Source organism: Paraburkholderia elongata, from assembly GCF_013177735.1.
In the GTDB taxonomy this organism is placed as follows: Bacteria; Pseudomonadota; Gammaproteobacteria; order Burkholderiales; family Burkholderiaceae; genus Paraburkholderia; species Paraburkholderia elongata.
The window spans coordinates 1-17,425 of sequence record NZ_WOEZ01000001.1; the positions used below are offsets into that span (position 1 = coordinate 1).

At 58.8% G+C, this 17,425-nt stretch carries 10 protein-coding genes and 6 pseudogenes; 7 read left to right on the forward strand and 9 right to left on the reverse strand.

What is annotated here, in order from left to right; genetic code table 11:
* The first annotated feature begins 380 nt into the window (after window positions 1-380).
* The 5 genes and pseudogenes from GNZ13_RS00005 (at window position 381) to GNZ13_RS00025 (ending at window position 3,962) form a co-directional block, all read left to right on the forward strand.
* On the forward strand, window positions 381-1,292 hold the full coding sequence (locus tag GNZ13_RS00005) for a LysR family transcriptional regulator (RefSeq protein ID WP_172159366.1): 912 nt from the start codon (window positions 381-383) through the stop codon (window positions 1,290-1,292).
* 229 nt (window positions 1,293-1,521) lie between these two features.
* Window positions 1,522-1,749 (forward strand): annotated as a pseudogene (locus GNZ13_RS51930) (3-hydroxyacyl-CoA dehydrogenase); the annotation flags it as partial.
* Window positions 1,739-2,005 (forward strand): annotated as a pseudogene (locus GNZ13_RS00015) (CoA transferase); the annotation flags it as partial. The pseudogenes GNZ13_RS51930 and GNZ13_RS00015, both read left to right, overlap by 11 nt.
* Before the next feature lie 258 nt (window positions 2,006-2,263).
* Entirely contained in the window at window positions 2,264-3,013 is a 750-nt protein-coding gene (locus GNZ13_RS00020; protein ID WP_172159368.1) for an electron transfer flavoprotein subunit beta/FixA family protein, read from the forward strand.
* A gap of 13 nt (window positions 3,014-3,026) precedes the next feature.
* On the forward strand, window positions 3,027-3,962 hold the full coding sequence (locus GNZ13_RS00025; protein WP_172159369.1) for an electron transfer flavoprotein subunit alpha/FixB family protein: 936 nt from the start codon (window positions 3,027-3,029) through the stop codon (window positions 3,960-3,962).
* On the opposite strand, the pseudogene GNZ13_RS00030 reads toward GNZ13_RS00025, so the two are convergent.
* The 6 genes and pseudogenes from GNZ13_RS00030 to GNZ13_RS54110 form a co-directional block, all read right to left on the reverse strand.
* Window positions 3,902-4,686: pseudogene (locus tag GNZ13_RS00030) on the reverse strand (transaldolase family protein). The gene GNZ13_RS00025 and the pseudogene GNZ13_RS00030 overlap by 61 nt on opposite strands.
* A gap of 463 nt (window positions 4,687-5,149) precedes the next feature.
* Window positions 5,150-5,543, reverse strand: a pseudogene (locus GNZ13_RS51935) (IS3 family transposase); the annotation flags it as partial.
* Between the two features lie 94 nt (window positions 5,544-5,637).
* Window positions 5,638-6,454: pseudogene (locus GNZ13_RS00035) on the reverse strand (IS5 family transposase).
* Between the two features lie 287 nt (window positions 6,455-6,741).
* Window positions 6,742-7,859, reverse strand: a pseudogene (locus GNZ13_RS00040) (DHA2 family efflux MFS transporter permease subunit); the annotation flags it as partial.
* Between the two features lie 216 nt (window positions 7,860-8,075).
* Window positions 8,076-10,628 carry an EAL domain-containing protein gene (locus GNZ13_RS00045; RefSeq protein ID WP_172159370.1) on the reverse strand — a complete coding sequence of 851 codons (2,553 nt, stop codon included), beginning with the start codon at window positions 10,626-10,628 and terminating at the stop codon, window positions 8,076-8,078.
* Window positions 10,629-10,791: 163 nt separating this feature from the next.
* On the reverse strand, window positions 10,792-11,211 hold the full coding sequence (locus GNZ13_RS54110) for a transposase (protein WP_407945592.1): 420 nt from the start codon (window positions 11,209-11,211) through the stop codon (window positions 10,792-10,794).
* 421 nt (window positions 11,212-11,632) lie between these two features.
* Between GNZ13_RS54110 and GNZ13_RS51460 the strand changes: the two genes are divergently transcribed.
* On the forward strand, window positions 11,633-11,884 hold the full coding sequence (locus GNZ13_RS51460) for a TetR/AcrR family transcriptional regulator (protein ID WP_216674654.1): 252 nt from the start codon (window positions 11,633-11,635) through the stop codon (window positions 11,882-11,884).
* Window positions 11,885-12,222: 338 nt separating this feature from the next.
* Window positions 12,223-12,672 carry a PaaI family thioesterase gene (locus GNZ13_RS00060; RefSeq protein WP_172159371.1) on the forward strand — a complete coding sequence of 150 codons (450 nt, stop codon included), beginning with the start codon at window positions 12,223-12,225 and terminating at the stop codon, window positions 12,670-12,672.
* 150 nt (window positions 12,673-12,822) lie between these two features.
* Here the strand turns inward: GNZ13_RS00060 and GNZ13_RS00065 are convergent, their stop codons facing one another.
* The 3 genes from GNZ13_RS00065 to GNZ13_RS00075 all read right to left on the reverse strand — a co-directional run bounded on the left by GNZ13_RS00065 (window position 12,823) and on the right by GNZ13_RS00075 (window position 17,425).
* Entirely contained in the window at window positions 12,823-13,557 is a 735-nt protein-coding gene (locus tag GNZ13_RS00065) for an IS6 family transposase (RefSeq protein ID WP_328807151.1), read from the reverse strand.
* A 386-nt stretch (window positions 13,558-13,943) separates the two neighbouring features.
* Window positions 13,944-16,346, reverse strand: a complete 2,403-nt coding sequence (locus GNZ13_RS00070) for an efflux RND transporter permease subunit (RefSeq protein WP_172159372.1) — start codon at window positions 16,344-16,346, stop codon at window positions 13,944-13,946.
* Window positions 16,343-17,425 (reverse strand): YCF48-related protein, encoded by a 1,083-nt coding sequence (locus GNZ13_RS00075; protein ID WP_172159374.1) that lies wholly within the window; start codon window positions 17,423-17,425, stop codon window positions 16,343-16,345. Before GNZ13_RS00075 ends, GNZ13_RS00070 begins: the two co-directional genes overlap by 4 nt.

The window sequence follows — 17,425 nt, forward strand, 5'->3', positions numbered from 1 at the left end:
GTAGTTCCGTTTGATGCGTGTTTCCCGTCAAATTGTGTTGCAGCGTGTAAAGCGCTGCAAGGCGCACCGAAATCCAACGGCGGAACATCCGGCACCGATCCGGCTCGTTCCCGGGCTAGCGCCCTCCAGGCCTTTGGCACGCAGCAAAACGATCGCGTTGGGTTCCAACAGGAACCGGATGAACGATTCCGATGCTCCGGCATCCCTTGGCTGATTGCGGGTAAAGCTGGCCGGAACTTGCGTTGAATGCAGGTTCGGCCAGCATCAAATACAGACTATTACACTTGGCGCGACTGGGCCTTTCAGGACGACTGCTATCCAAGCGACGACAATAGACCTAATATAGCGACGCCTGTTCAGGCTGAATTGACAACCGCCCCATGGACCTGAATCTGATCGGCCTGTTCGTCAAGATTGTGGAATCGCGCAGTCTCAGCGCCGCCGCGCGCCAGCTCGGCATGACGCGCGCCAACGTCAGCCAGCGGCTGAAGCTGCTGGAACGCGAAACCGGCGCACAACTCCTGCGTCGCTCGACGCGAAGTATCGAACTCACGCAAGCCGGACACACTCTGTACGACTGCGGCCAGCGGATGTTTGAGGATCTGGGCACGGCGCGCGCATCGATCGACAGCCTCGGGCAGACACTACGCGGCCGGGTGCGGATCAGCGTGCCGACCGGCTTCGGCAGGATGTTCATCGGTTCGAAGCTGCTCGAATTCGCGCGCGCACATCCGGGCATCACGCTCAATGTCACGTTCAACAACCGGATCGAGGACCTGATCGCCGCGGAAGTCGACGTGGCGGTGAAAATCACGTCCACACCCCCGCTGGACTATGTGGCGCGCAACATATGCTCGATTGACTGGAACCTGTATGCATCGGCCGGCTATGTGGAGAAGCACGGTCCGATCACGTGTGCCGAAGACCTCGAAAGGCAGACACTGGTCGCATCGCCCTACCCGGGCCGGCGCCTGATGATGACGCTCATTCACCGGGAGAACGAAGCCGATGTCCACACCATTACGACGCAACCCGCGTTGCAGTCGTCGGACTACCCGTTCCTGGCTGAGGCCGTGTGTCAGGGCATGGGAATTGGGCTATTGCCGGCCTACGTGCCGCATGCTCCGATGAACCGCGGACTGCTACCGATCCTGCCTCAATACCGTGTCGCTGGTCAGCAAAACACGCTGTATATCGTCACCCTCCCCAATCGCTATCCATCGCCGTCGACGCACGCCCTGATCGACTACCTGCGCGACGAAATCCTTTCGCTCGCACAGACATGGGCCTGAAGTAGTGCGTTCGGGCGGTCCGCCGCCGCGCTCGAATCTGTCACCTCACCCATGGCGCGCCACCGGGCCGCAAATTCCCATATCGGAGCAATTCAACCCGTAAGGTTTTGCCGTACGCCAAACGTCAACTTTGAGTTAACAGTTCGTCAATCCCCAGTGGAATTGTCAATGTGGCCGGATTATCCCAAGATTCGTCCAAATCAAAAGCCAATACACGGAGACAAAGATAGTGAATCCCGAATTGTCTGACGACATCGTTACGTCCGAACTGCGCGACAGGATTCTCGTCGTGACCCTCGATAACCCCCCGGTCAACGCTCTCGGCATCCACGTACGGCGCGGCCTGCTCGCCGCGATCGAGGCCGCCGACACAGATCTTGGCGTCGAGGCCGTCCTGATCGTCGGTGCGGGGCGCGACGTTATCGGCGGTGCCGACATTCGTGAGTTCGGCCATCCCATGCGGCGAAGTGCTCAGTCTTCACGAGGCGCTCACCTCGAAGCGCGCAACAGACGCCGGGCTCGTGACGACGCAGCCGCATCCGAAGGCCGGCAGCAAGCACGTCCTCGCTCCGCCCTACCGCTTCGACGGTGCACGCTTGCCGGTACGAAGCGCAACGCCGCAACTCGGGGAAGGCACGAAGGATGTTCTGCAGTCGCTGCTCGTTCTGTCGGACGAACGGCTCTCACGGTTGAAGGCTGACGGCGTCGTTTGACCACGCCTTGCGCCTCACTGCGGGCTCGCAACTCGCCGCGGCGCTCGCGATGGGCGCCTCCGGCGACTGGTCGCAGGGTCTGCTCGCCGCAGGACAGTCGCTCGCGTTCGTTGACCGGATTTAACCGCTCGCCGACATTGTGAACCGCTTCGAGAACGACATGCGGCAGGCGCTGGCGCGTGGGGCAATCAACTGATCGAGGTTTATGGACGTCGCACGGATCGTCCAGACGTCGATCATCAATTAAAGGAGAGCAGCATGAAGATCCTGGTGCCAGTCAAGAGAGTGGTCGATTACAACGTGAAAGTTCGAGTCAAATCGGACGGCACGGGCGTCGACATCGCGAACGTGAAGATGTCGATAAATCCGTTCGACGAAATCGCGGTTGAAGAAGCCGTTCGTCTGAGGGAAGCGGGCGTAGCGACCGAAGTGATCGCCGTGTCGGCGGGTGTGACGCAAGCGCAGGAAACGCTGCGTACGGCGTTGGCCATCGGTGCGGACCGCGCGATCCTGATCGAGTCGAACGAAGACCTGCAGCCGCTGGCCGTCGCCAAGCTGCTGAAGGCGCTGGTCGACAAGGAACAGCCGCAACTGGTGATCCTCGGCAAGCAGGCTATTGACGACGATTCGAACCAGACCGGCCAGATGCTGGCTGCGCTGGCGAATCTGCCGCAAGCGACGTTTGCTTCGAAGGTTGTCGTCGCTGACGGCAAGGCGACCGTCTCGCGCGAAGTGGACGGCGGTGCTGAAACGCTGTCTTTGAAGTTACCCGCAGTCATCACCACCGACCTGCGTCTGAACGAGCCGCGCTATGTGACGCTGCCGAACATCATGAAGGCGAAGAAGAAGCCGCTGGAAGTCGTCAAGCCGGAAGACCTCGGCGTTGATGTCACGCCGCGCCTGAAGACGCTGAAGGTTGTCGAGCCGCCCAAGCGCTCCGCCGGTGTGAAGGTGCCGGATGTGAAGACGCTGGTCGAGAAGCTGAAGACCGAAGCCAAGGTGCTGTAAGGAGACGGACGAAATGACGAATCTGGTAATTGCGGAACACGACAACGCGTCGATCAAGGCCGCGACGCTGAATACGATTGCAGCGGCGCAGAAGATTGGCGGTGATATTCACGTGCTGGTGGCGGGTCACAACGCGCAAGCCGCAGCGGATGCTGCAGCGAAGATCGCGGGCGTGTCGAAGGTGTTGCTGGCCGACGCGCCGCAACTCGCAGCGGGCCTGGCAGAAAACGTTGAAGCAACGGTGCTCAACATCGCGAAGGACTATTCGCACATCCTCGCGCCGGCGACTGCCTACGGCAAGAACATCGCGCCGCGTATCGCCGCGAAGCTGGACGTCGCGCAGATCAGCGACATCACTGCCGTGGATTCCGCCGACACGTTCGAGCGCCCGATCTACGCAGGCAACGCAATCGCTACCGTGCAATCGGCTGACCCGATCAAGGTCATCACGGTGCGCACGACCGGTTTCGACCCGGTCGCAACAGAAGGCGGCAGCGCAACGGTCGAGAAGATCGAAGCGGCAGCCGACACCGGTCTGTCGCAGTTCGTGAGCCGTGAAGTGACGAAGCTGGACCGTCCGGAACTGACCTCGGCGAAGATCATCGTTTCGGGTGGCCGCGGTCTGGGCAACGGCGAAAACTACACCAAGATTCTGGAACCGCTGGCTGACAAGCTGAACGCAGCACTGGGCGCATCGCGTGCGGCAGTCGATGCGGGCTTTGTGCCGAACGACTATCAGGTGGGGCAGACCGGCAAGATCGTCGCGCCGCAACTGTATGTGGCAGTCGGCATCTCGGGTGCGATCCAGCACCTGGCCGGTATGAAGGACTCGAAGGTCATCGTGGCGATCAACAAGGACCCGGAAGCGCCGATTTTCAGCGTCGCCGATTACGGTCTGGTGGGCGATCTGTTCACCGTGGTGCCGGAGTTGGTGAGCGAACTGGGGTAACAAAAGAAGCGCAGCGGATCAGATATGGGGATCGCTGCGCCAGAACAGCCGCCCTCGCCTCGCCGGACACTCGACCACAACAAACCGGCGCTGCCCAAAGGCAGCCGGCAAAGCAGGTGCATCGAGCCATCGGGGCTCATTCCATTGCAGTTCGATTGTTTATAGTAGCGATATATCCTGGCGACCGACCGAACGCCCTGATCATTGCTTCCGGCATTTGCCGCCTCATCCCAATCCACTCCAGCGGCCGTCTTAAACCAGTCGTAAATGCGGCCCACAAACGGCGAGATGAAGGTCACGCCGGAGTCGGCGCGCGCCACTGCTAGGCAAAACGCGAGCAGTAAGGTCAAGTTGCAGTGATCCCTTCTCGCTCGAGTACTTGCGCGGCCCGAGTACCTTCCCACGTCGAGTCGATCTTGATCAGTACGCGCTGCCGGTCTATTCCCGCCACCACGTATAAGGTGATAATCCGGTGAGCCCTTTCGATAGTCACCTCCGTGTCGAAACTCAGGCGCGCATTGACTTCCGTCGACACCCGCCCGGGCACCAAGTCCAGAATTTCCAGACCAAAGCGGATCAGCAAGGCGTCAACGATCTCGGACAGCGACCGGTCAGCGTTGCTCCGCACCACTTCCTCGAACAGCGGAGCATAAGCAGCGTCCCTGACTGCCCGCAGAATAAGTGAGGGGTTGGTCGTTGCATCTCGCGGCGCCAACTGACGCAGTTACAGAAAGTTTCCCGTGTGAGCAAACTCGGCTTCCGCTTTCACTCACGCGTTCAAAATTGAGCGGGCGGCTGCCTCCGTTAAAGCCAAGGGAGGAGCATCGCCGCCCGTAGACCGTCTCCTCCCTCGGCGCTCCCTCTGCAAGACGCCATTCGCAAGCACGGCGTTGAAATGAAACAATCCCGCGCACTTGAAGTCCTCGCACGCATCGCGGGTTACTCTTGATACATGCGATACCGGCGGGCTGCTGCCTTCAACGTCACCATGTGGAGACTGTGGTCTGGATGCTCGACCTACTCGACTCGTCCCCTCGTGCGGTGTTGTAAAGCGACGAGCTGCATCTGGAACAAAAACCGTCAGCGGCATCCTTCAAGGAAAATCGAGTACCTCGACTACGACGCGCGCTCAACGCGTGCATCAACGTCAGTGGATCTCGCGCCGAATCCCGGTATCTCATCCGTCAGTACGCGAAGCCATCCGCACACCAACGCTGGTTGCCCTTGTCACCGCGACCTTACCGTCACGTTGTCGCTGAGGGCGTCGCGGGACCGCTCTTCGCTCAACCAGCAGACCGTGAACGCGCATCACCCGTTTCGCGTTAATCGGAGCAGCGCACCGACTTTCTCGCGTCTCTCGCAATACGCTCCAGACGTGCCGATAGCCGTAGCTTGGCAAGTCGTCGATGACCAGCCGAATTTCTTCGACCAGACCGGCATCGTGCGTTTTCCGGACCGTAGCCCATTTCGCCAAACGGTTGGACGTGCGAGCCTTGCTGCTACGTTCGAGCGCGCCACACCGAGAACGTCGCAGACCTGTTTCACTGGTCGCCCGACAACAATGGCGAGCGCGCAATCCAGTTATTGGGAACTGGGCGCGCATATCCCATCATGGCCTTGCCGCCAAAAGCGGCTGACTCGCGAGAGGCCGGATACGCTTAGTTTAGAAACCGTTTCAAAAAGACTGCTCCGTACGCCTGAGGATGTTCCAGCAGACGAGGGAGCAACCGAGTTTGAGAAATGCTTCGTGAATGTCGGCCCGACGTTCGAAGCGAATGCGAAGACGACGGAAGTGTGAAGCGACGCATGAGTACGTTCGACCACCCAGCGGAATTTGCCCAGACCACTGCCGTGCTCTGTGCGGCGCCTGGCGATCACCGGTTTGATGCCGCGTTTGCGAAGTTTCTGGCGATGTGGTTCGGAGTCGTAGCCGCGATCGGCGTAGATGACTCTGGGCTTCTGAAGCGGTCGGCCACGCACGCCGCGAATCGGCGCAATCGCATCAACGAGCGGCAGCAACTGGGTGAGGTCGTTGCGGTTCGCGCCGGTCAGGATTGCACTGATGGGGACGCCGTTGGCATCGACGAGGATGTGGTGTTTGGAACCGGGACGCGAGCGATCCGTGGGGTTCGGACCAGTTTTTCGCCGGCCCCAACGGCTCGCACCGACGATGAATCGACGGCTGCTCGTGAGAAATCGAGCTGGTCGGCCTCGCGTAACTTCGCGAGCAGCAGCTCGTGCAGTCGGTCCCACACGCCGGCCTTCTGCCAGTCGCGCAAGCGCCGCCTGCAGGTCGGCCCCGAACCAAACCCCAACTTTGTCGACAGATCGCACCAGCGTATCCCTGTCTTGAACACGAACAGGATGCCGTTCAGTGCTGCCCGGCTTGAAACCGGGCGGCGGCCTGGATATTTCTTGCGTCGCGGCTTTGGCGGCGGCAGCAAAGGTTCGATCAATGCCCAAAGTTCGTCATCGATGATCGGCGTGCCCATCCCCTTGGTTCCGGTTGTTCAGATGGCCAAGGTTAACAGCTTGCCGAAAAGGTTAACAGCCCCTCGGGGTCTTTAGAGAATGGTCTCTTACGCAAACTGCTTCGTTTGCCACTGCTCGCTTGCAAAATCGGGGCGGACCATACATTTTTTGCTCGACCGTACTTCACGGATTCAAGCAGGATTACTATCTCCATCGTCTTTTGCCGAGCAGCCGTTGAAGCTTCTTTATCCATGGCGTGGCCTGAAGACCTCGGCCTTCAAGGCCGAGGTCTTCAGGCCACGCCATGGATAAACAGAATTGCCGAGATATAGAAGATGTCGTTGAGTCCCATGACTGCCGCTTGGTTGTCAACGACGCATTAAACAGTGCATTTGCAGCGTTCGCGTTCAGGTGCAGCGTCGATATCGTCGAATCGAGCTGCTGCGTGAAGGCCGGGTTGCCGGTGCTCGCCTGCGCGGTCAGCCGTACGTGATCGAGGATTGTCCGATTGTTCCACGCGTTACCAATCAGCGACCTTCCGACCGCGCCACAAAACGTTCGCCCAAAAAATTCCACAGCCCGGCAGCAGCCGGCGTTTTTTCCGGCGGCAAACCAGACAGGCCGATCGACGTGTGTGGCACGAAGAACATCGCCATAGGAATACCTTGCAACAGCGTGGGCACCACGAGCGTCCAGTTCGACACATCCGTATAGAATCGCGTGCGCACCATAGACACTCCGGCGAAACCGATGAAAGCCTGCGTTGCAATGTAGCGAGGGGCTGTGCGTCGCAGGATTCTTCCCATCACCGGCATCAAGACAACTGCGAAGAAGCCCAGCGGTGCCGTTGTCAGCCCCGAGTCAACGGTACGATGCCCGCATAACCCTGCATCCACTGCGGCAACAGGACTAGCGTACCGAAGAACATCCCATAAGCCACGGAGATCGCAACCGTGCCGCCCGCGAAATTGCGTTGCGTGAAGAGACGAATGTCGACGATTGGATTGTCTTCGGTCAGTTCCCAAATCACGAAGAAAGCAAAGCCAACCAACGCCACTATCCCTATGACGACAATAATCAGCGAACTGAACAAATCGTGATCTTTGCCTTTGTCGAGCATGATCTGCAGTGAAGCGACCCAAGTCACAAGAAGCACGAGTCCGACACCGTCGATAGGTAGCCGGCGCGTAAGCGATTCGCGATGTCGAAAGATCATCCAAGTGATGGTTGCCGCGAAAATGCCGACCGGAACATTGATGTAGAAAATCCACGACCAGTTATAGTCGTACGTGATCCATTCTCCCAGCGATGCCCGGCAATCGGTCCAACCAGGGCAGTCATCGACCAGAGCGCCGACGCAGTCGACGACTTTTGCCTTGGCCATGCCCCCAACGAGAGCCCCTAAGAAAGCGGCGCAAGCGGACCGAGAGTGTGTGAAAGCTCGCACAATGAGGTTCGAAGCAGTTCACGTATCGTGGTAGGTTTCCCCATCATAAGAAACAAGCGATCGATACTGGACTACTCGCAAAAATCAGACACGAAATCCATGGATCTCATATGCGAAAGTCGACAACGCGCCCGAAACCGACCTCAAGCGTGAGACGGACCGAACCTACAAGAGACAGAGCGACTATCGCAGCTCTAGTCGCGCATGATTGAAGGCCTTCGCGTCAAGATGGTGTCGAGTGATTCAGGATGGTGAAAATAAAAACCCTGTCCGCTACCGATACCCATCTTCGTTAGAAGCACCGCAACTTCTTCGCTTTCGACGAACTCGGCGATTGTTTGCTTACCGAGTATTGCCGCAATCTCTTGAATACATCGAACAATAGTTTGATCAACTTCATTCCCAGCAAGATCGCGTACAAATTGGCCATCAATTTTCAAATAGTCAACTGGCAATATTTTCAAGTATCCGAATGAAGACGTCCCGCTACCGAAATCATCAAGGGCAAATCGCACCCCAAATCCCTTTAGCGTCGAAATTAAGGAGATCGCCGCCTCAAAATTAGTTATCGCAGCAGTCTCCGTTACTTCGAAACACAACTTTCGAGGATCCACCGGAAGATCATCAAGCATTTCCGCGATGTACTCGAGAAACAAAGCGTCCCCAATCGTCTGCCCAGAAAGGTTGACAGAGATAGATTCTACGTCCCCCAAACTTTCACCTTGGACCACCATCCATTCGAATACATGCCGAACCACCCATCGATCAATGCGGCTTGCGATACCAAATTTTTCAGCCGCAGGAAGAAACGCCTTGGGAGAGATAAGTTGCCCCTTGTCGTCACGCAACCTCAGCAAAACTTCAAACCGTAATCCACGATCACTAGAACTCAGAGCACAAATCTTTTGCGCGAACAATTCGAACCGGTTTTCGTCGAGCGCTTGCCGCAAACGATTTACCCAATCCATTTCGTCCTTTCTGGCCGACATGGTCCGATCCGCCTCAGACCAAATGCACACCCGATTCCGCCCGGCGTCCTTTGCCGCATAACAAGCGCTATCAACCAATTGCATTACTTCTCTTACGCCCCCCAACCCGCTGCCTAGGGGAACCAGACCAATACTTGCGCCAACGCATATGGTGTGACCTCTGTATTCATACCGGAGATCGTCGATTTGGCGACAAATATGGCCGGCAATTTCCGCCGCCTTAGTGATAGGGCAGTCCATTAGGATAATACCAAACTCGTCTCCACCAAGACGGGCCAAGGAATGCGGCCAGTTGATATTCTCCTCGAGATTGTATGAAAGTCGCCTAAGGAGATCGTCTCCGCCAGCGTGACCGAAAGTGTCGTTGATGAGCTTGAACTGATCCAGATCGACGTAGAGAACAGCTCCCAACCTGTTGGAAAGACGAACCTCCTCAAGCTCACTGCGAAGACGGTCTTCAAATTCCGCACGATTCAAAAGACCAGTCAACGAATCATGGGTTGCGCGATACGCCATCTCATTGGCGATTCTTCTTTGCTCCGTCACATCACGAAATACCACCACAACCCCAGTAACCCTCCCCTCCTCATTTGTGATTGGCGCCGCAGAGTCAGAAATTGAGTAACTACCTCCACTACGAGAGTCCATTTTAACTCCATCTCGCAAGAAGATTGTGCAGTTTTCTGCGAGGCACCTATCGACAGGATTCGGACATTTCACCCCAGTACGCTCATCGAATATCTGAAACACTTTTTCGATAAATTTTCCTTTCGCTTCGTATAGAGACCAGCCAGTCAACTTCTCCGCAACAGGGTTGAGATATTGAACACGTCCAGCTCTATCGGTCGAGATGACAGCATCACCAATCGACTGCAAAGTGACACGGATCTGCTCATGTTGCTGGCTTAACTCTTTCTGCATCCGCTTCTTCTGAGACGTCTCCTGCACCAATATGGCACATTGGTTAATTTCCGGGCTGTAGCTGATTACATCAAACCAACGGCCTGTTGGTCCCTTTTGATCTGGCAGTTCATGTGCTACGCCTGTCAGGGCGACTTCCCTCAGGATTATTTCGCAGTCCGATGACGCCTGCAGGAGGCTAGCCAGCACTTTGGGCACGGGGGTCTGAACAACATCCTGGTGATCCAGTCCGCAAAGACTAGCGAAAGTGGGATTGACGGCAACAAACTTAAACTGCCCTTCACCAGCTCCGGCGATGTCTAGATGAAGCAGAGCAAATCCGGCGTGAACATGGTGGAACAGGGCCCGATATCGACGCTCACTCTCCACTAATGCACGATCGACCCCCTTCTTGTCGGTAATATCCCGAATGACTGAAATTGATCGCAGCGACCGACCGACTTCATCACACTGCAGTGTCGCGGACAGAAGGACGTCGATAACGCGCCCATCCTTGCAGACCATCTGATACTCCACATCGTCACAACGACCGCTCTTAAAAAATTCAGGCAATACGACATTGCGAGCGTACGCGCGCGACTCGTCCGTCAAGAAATCGGAAGAGATTTGCCCGATCACTTCGCTCCTCTCGAAGCCAAGTGTTGCCAGCCACTTGTCGCTCACACGGACGAGCTGTCCGCTTGCATCAATCGAGTGCATCATCGCTGGCACAGTCGCATACAACTCGTCCAATGCCTCCGCATTCACGACCATAGGCGTGAACGCCCCCGCCGACCGGCCCCGATCATGACTATTCGGATTCATCTTTTCCCCTGATTCACTATTATCGATCAGCATCTCCGTGTTCCGATGTGCCTCCAGCACATTCTCCACCATCGACGCTGCCCCAATACCCTGGATAGCTAATATATTATGAATCAATACGCTACAACATTGTGCCCGCTGATTAGCAGCAACTTGGCCGTGTGCAAGTGCTGTCGCGCTGCAAGTTTGTGTCCATTCATTCGTGGCTTCGTGCTGCTCGCTCCATCCTTCGGAGTTTATCCACGGGCAGCCTGAAGACCTCGGCCTTCAGAGGCCGTCGCAAAACGTTTCGGCTGTGTTCGCGCAGGAAGCCCGGGCGTGGATATGATTGGTGGCGCAAGCCGGCGGGTTGGCGTGCGCGTTCGAGAAAATCGTGTACGGCCTGGCCCAGACGGCCCAAAACGGCATACAACAAGGCAACCAACGCTGCCAGCAGGGCAACTGCTCTGGACAGGTTGCGCGCCAGGACATGCAAGGCGAATTCGCGTTTGACCGCCCGGAGCCCACGGCGCCGAAAGCGGTTAAGCCCCTGCTGGGAACGCAAGCTGCTGAACACCGGTTCGACGATCGGCTTGCGCTGGCTGAAAATGCGTCGCGCCTGAGGATGCTGCATCACGAGGCGAAGCGCCTCACGCTGCTCATCCTCGGGGTAGCGTTTGATGCGTCGTCCCTGCGCTGCTACAAGTCTTTACATACGATTTGCATTCCTTATCAATTGTTGCCAGTTTGATTTATGTAAAACACAGCTAGTTTTTTCGGACGGCCATAAGTCACTTCGTTAACCTTGAAATGCGCAAACTGTTGTCGGAAATCTCTCATAGAGGTTCCGCGCCCTTACTGTGTGCCGGCATCGCCCACATGACACCACTACGCCCGCAGCCGACATTGTCGGCCTCCCGTTGGCGTCGTCCCCAGACGGTGGCCGATATTTCTCGCCGACGCAGTGGCCCCACGCCCACGACGCGCCTTACCCAAACAGTTGCGGCCTATTACGGGTCGTAATATGATAGCTATCGCATTACGACGAACCCAAGCACATGCGCTACAGCGAAGGACACAAGCGGGAGACGCGTAGAAGGTTGCTAAAAGTAGCTGCCGACACGATCCGCTCACAAGGACCCGACCAAATCGGTGTCTCCGGGATTATGGCGGAGGCGGGGCTGACGCACGGCGGATTCTATGCACACTTTGGCTCAAAAGATGAACTGGTTGCAGAAGCCATCTGTGTGATGTTCGATGAAAGCAAAGCGCGCTTGAACGAGAAAACATCGGGCCATAGTCCCGCCTAAGGCCTTTGGCGATACATCCGCTTCTACCTGTCGAGGAAGCACCGCGACGCAATGTCAATCGGGTGTCCCGTCGCCGCCTTGCTAACTGACGTGCCGCGAATCCTTGGTGCCGCGCGCGCAAATTTTTCGCAAGGAGCAGTGCAGCTAAAAGGACAGCTTGCCAACCTGCTTGCAATGCTGGGCGACGCTGAATCTGACGCAAATGCCGATTCGCTGCTCGCCGAGCTAGTTGGTGCACTAATGCTCGCTCGGGCCGAGCCCGACCAAAGGCGGTCGGACCAAATCCTGTTGCGCTCGCGAGCGGTACTAAAACAGCGCTTTCATCTGGAGTCTGTCGAATGAACCTCGTAGAGCAACTGCCGCCCGGCCTGACTGGGCTTGAACAGCTTCACAAGCTTATAGAAATGGGAGGTCGCCCCCCCATTGGCGAAACCCTCGAGTTCAGTCTTGTCGAGGTTGGGGATGGGTTCGCCGCTTTCGAGGGCGTGCCGTCATTGCGTGCCTACAACCCCATCGGCACCGTACACGGAGGATACGCAGCTACCCTTCTCGATTCCGCGTGTGGCTGCGCAGCGCACTCCCGACTTTCGGCAAAGCAGGGCTATACGACTTTGGAACTTAAAGTGGCATACCACAAAGCCATTACACAAGAAACCGGTAAGCTTCGTGCGGAAGGTCGCGTTTTGAGCATTGGCCGTCGCGCAGCGTTCGTCGAGGCGACATTGAAGGATGACGACGGGAAGCTCTACGCCTCCGCGACTTCGACTCTCCTTGTCATCGACAAATGAGCCGATACCTGTGTCCTCGCCAGCACGACGTGCAGTTCGTCTCGGGCAGGACGATGACCCGTTCGCTCGGTGAGAAGCTTGGGTGATGAGTTTCATGGGTACTGTCAACTTGCGGGACTTCGTCGGTGTTGATGGATGAGGCACTGTGGCTCAGAAAGCATTCGACGGAGTTTGGGTGACGTTGGTAAATTCGCGCCATGCGGCGAACCGGGCCGCGAGGTGTTTGCGATAAAGAGAAGCGCGCAGCAGATGTCGTTTCAGTGCGAAGTGCTGTCGGATCGGACCGAAGCTCGACAGAAAAGCCTGCGTGCGCTTCGGGTCGCGAAAGCCTCGCATGCGCCGCTCGCGCTCCCGCGTAAGCTGATGGCTGTTCTCTGCACGGTTGTTGAAACGGGCCGCAGCCTTGACGAACACATGCTTCACGTTTACCAACTCCGGGATATCGGCTTTCGCTGCCGGATAGCTGCGCAATTGATCGGTAACGATCTTGCGTGGCGCCGGGTTTGAGCGCAGCACACGCTTGAAGAAACGTTTGGCAGCGGCCTTGTCGCGCCGCTTTCGCAGCAAGATGCCGAGTTCGACGCCTTGCTCGTCGACTGCCCGCCAAAGCAGGTACGGTTCGCCACGCAGGGGGACGAACATCTCATCGAGGTGCCACGTGCTACACGGCTTGCGGCACGCCACTTTCACCCGACGGGCAAAGCCCGCGCCGAACTTCCCGCACCAGCGGCGAATCGTCTCGTAGCTGACCGTCACGCCGCGCTCGAACAGCAACTCTTCAATGTCGCGCAGGCTGAGCTGGAACCGGAAGTACCACCGCACCGCATGACTGATGACCGTCGCCGGGAACCGGTGGCCGTAATAAAGCGATTTCGTTTTCGTCACCGCATCCATGTTACGCAAACACCCCGCCCAACGTGACAACGCCGTTTCGAATATGTCCATGGCGTGCCGTTACAACCGCAACGCGCAGCACAAACGCGAGGCGCGCGCCCTGGCCATCGTGGCCGGGGAAAGGGCCTCGTGCGCCAGCATGGCGCTGTAAGACCATCGATTGCCAACTCCGACCGCCCTTGCTCGTCCTTCTGCCGGTAACTTGACAATACCGCGAGAAATCCGATCACGGTCGCATCGAAGCCGTCGACCAGACAATACATAAAAATGAGCGCCACCACCGTCCACTGCAGACGACAACCTTTATGCGCGTCCAAAAAATCCCGGACGTCGATCGTTTCCCGATTCATGCCTCCCCTACTCCTTCATTCCTGCGACTACACGCGCTTCAGCTCGCTTCCGCCAAGCACATCGACCTGCGGCGCGGCTTCGCGGTCCTCCGCTTGCATCGAAGGGTTGCCGACCACGAACTCCGGCTGGAACACGTAGACGAGCGCGGGCATGATGAACAGCGCGCTGAACGCCGAGACAAACAGCCAGATCCCCATCAGCAGGCTCATTTCCGCCTGGAACCGCAGCGTCGACAGCGACCAGAGGCCGACCGCGACCGTCAGCGTCAGCGCGGTGATCAGCACGCCCTTGCCGGCGGTGCGGATCGACTGCTCGATCGCCTTCTTCACGTCGTTGTGCTTGTGCAGCTCCTCGCGAATCCCGTCGACCACGTAGAACGTGTAATCGACGCCGAGGCCGATCCCGAGCGCCGCGACCGGCAGCGTGCTCAGCGTCATGCCGATGCCCTTCCACGCCATGAAGCTGAACGTGATCGTGTTCGACAGCATCACCGGAATCATGAAGAAGATGCCGGCGCGCGCGGTGCGATACGCGATCGCGCAGCAGATCGCCAGCCAGAGCAGCGCGAGCGCGACGCTTTCGACCTGCCCGGACAGGATCACTTCGTTCACCGCCGCGGTCACGCCGATCAGGCCGCCCGCGAGCAGATACTTGCCGTGCTCGACCGGATTGTTCGCGATGAACTCCTTCAGCCGCGCCATCGCGGTGCGGATCGTGTCGCCGCGGTGATCCTTGAAGTAGAACGTGACCGAACTGTTGCGCGCCTGCGGATCCATGTAGCGGCCCGCCTCGCCCGCGTCCGGGCCCCACATGTAGATCAGCTCGCCGTTCTCGTTGCGGGTCTTGCCGAACTCGTGATAGCGCGGGTTGTCCTCATGCAGGATCTGGTTCACCGCCGGAAGCACGTCGGCGATCGACAGGCTGCCGCCGATCTCCGGCTGCGCGCCCATGTAGCGCTGCATTGCCTCCATGCTGCTCAGGATCTTCGGCTCCTTCACCGCATCGGGCCCGTTGCCCTCGAACACCGCGTACATCCGGTCGGTACCCTGGAACTGATGGTTGATCGCGGCCGAATCGACGTTGTAGCGCGAGTTCTGCCAAAGGATCGGCGAACCGGCGTCGGCGTCGCCGATGTGCAGGTTGAGCGCGTAAGCGCCGGACACGACGAACACGATCGCCGTCAGGCTCAGGATCACATAGCGGAAGCGCGAGGTCGCGACCGTCACGGACAGGTCGAGCACGCGGCCGAACAGCGGCAGCACGTCGAGCGGATGCACGTGGCCGCGCGGCTGCCTGACCCACGACAGCAGGATCGGCGTCATCACGCACGCGGTAAGCGCGATCGTGAGCACCCAGATCGTGCCGACGATCGCCACCTTCTGCATCAGCGGAATCGGCGTGAGCACGACGACGATCATGCAGCCCGCGTCGGCGATCACGCCGAGCATGCCCGGCTTGAACAGCTGCAGCATCGCCGAATGCGCGGCCGCGCGGCTCGAATCGACGCCGGACTCAATCTCGTCGCCGAAGCGCGACACCAGCTGCACCGAGTGCGAGATCGAGCGCGCGGTGATCAGGAACGCGATCACGATCACCAGCGGATCGAAGTTGAAGCCGAACAGCTTCGCCGCGCCGAGCGACCAGATCGCGCTCGTCGTGCCCGCGAGCAGCGGCAGCAGCGTGCCACGCCACGTGCGCATGATGATGAACAGCAGCGTCGCGAGGAACACGATCGTCATCGTGAAGATCTTCAGCGTTTCCGGTACGTAGTGCGTGACCCAGCCGAACAGGATCGGCTCGCCCACCACGCTGACCGTCACGCCGCCGCCCTGCGCCGACTGCGCGAGCTTGTAGATCTGGTCGTAGATCTTCTGGTAGTCGAGTTCGCTTTCATAGAAGTCGACCGTGATCAGCGCCGCCTTCAGGTCCTGCGACACGTACGTGCCGTGGACGAGCGGGTTGTTCAGGATCGACGTCTTCAGCTCGCTCATCTGCGCCGGCGTCTGCGGCACGTCCGGGAACATCACCGGCTTCGATTCGATCGCGTCAGTCGACGCGCGAATCTCCTTGAGCTTCGGCGACGCGATCGAGATGATCTGCGTCGTGTTCACGCCGTGGACCAGCGCGAGGTCGGTCGTGATCTTCTTGACCTTGTCGAGCACGGTCTTCTGGAAGATGTCGCCCTTGTCGGCCTGGACCATGATGCTGACGACGTTCGAACCGCCGAACTGCTCCTTGAACCGCTCGTGCACCTGCACGTACGGATGCGAGCGCGGCAGCAAGTCGTCGAACACCGTCTTGATCTCGATGCGCGACGCGAAGAACACCATCACCAACGTCAACACGACGTAGACGAGCGTCACCGCGACGCGGTTTCGGATACAGAACTCAACGAATCTCTCGAGTTTCGAAAAAGTCGCGTTCTTCATGAATGCTCTCCTGCTTTTTCAATGGCCGCCGCCTGGACGAGGCGCTTCGCCGGCACGGCGACGACGCGGCTGCCCGACAGGAAATACGCATCGTGGCCGGGCACGATCGACGTGTACCAGTGACGGTCGTCCGGCGACAGCCGCGCGCCGGTCCAGTGCTCGGCGCCGGCATCGCCGATCGCGACGACACCCTTCGTGCCGGCGGCGATCCAGCGTTTGCCGTCCCACGTCACGCACAGCAGGTGCTCCGTCTTGCCGCGCTCGTACAGCGTGATCGAACCGTCCTTCGCGTCTCCGGCGCTCGCGGCGCCAGTTTCGTCCGGTGATCGGAACGGCTCCTCGGACCAGGTCGCGCCGCCGTCATGTGACGCCAGGATCACGCCGTTCAGGCCGACGGCGACGCCATCGTTCCCGTTCCTGAACGACACCGCCATCAGGCTGCTCTTGACCGGCCCTGCGACTTCGCGCCACGACTGACCGTTGTCGCTCGAAATCAGGATGCGGCCACGCTCGCCGACAATCCAGCCGTGGCCGTCCTTCAGATACACGTCGTTCCATGCGATGTCCTCTTCCGGCCGCACCGATGCCCAGTGCTGACCGTAATCGGATGACGTCAGAATGACGCCGCCTTCGCCGACGGCCACCGCATGCCCGTCGGGCGCCGTTCTGACGTGCATCAGCTTGTTGGCGATCTTCGATTTCGGCGCGTCGACGCGCTTCCACGATGTCCCGCCGTCTTCCGTGACGACGACGACGTCGTCGTTACCGACTGCGACCGCGCGTTTGTCGTCCCATGCCGCCACGTCCTGGAGCGATACGTGCGTCGGAACGGTCGCGTACTGCCAGGAACGGGCGGCATCCGTGCTGCTCAGGATCTTCCCGTTGTTGCCCACGAGCAGGATCTTCCCGTCGGGTTGAACCGTGGTTCCGTACAGCCGGTCGCCGCGCTCGAACGCAGGCCTTGCGACGGCGTCGCCTTTGGGTTCGGGTTTGACGAAGAACCCAGCGTAAAGCAATCCCCCGATGATGAGGAACGGCGCAGCCGAGCTCGCGAAACTGGACAGACGTTGAATTGACAT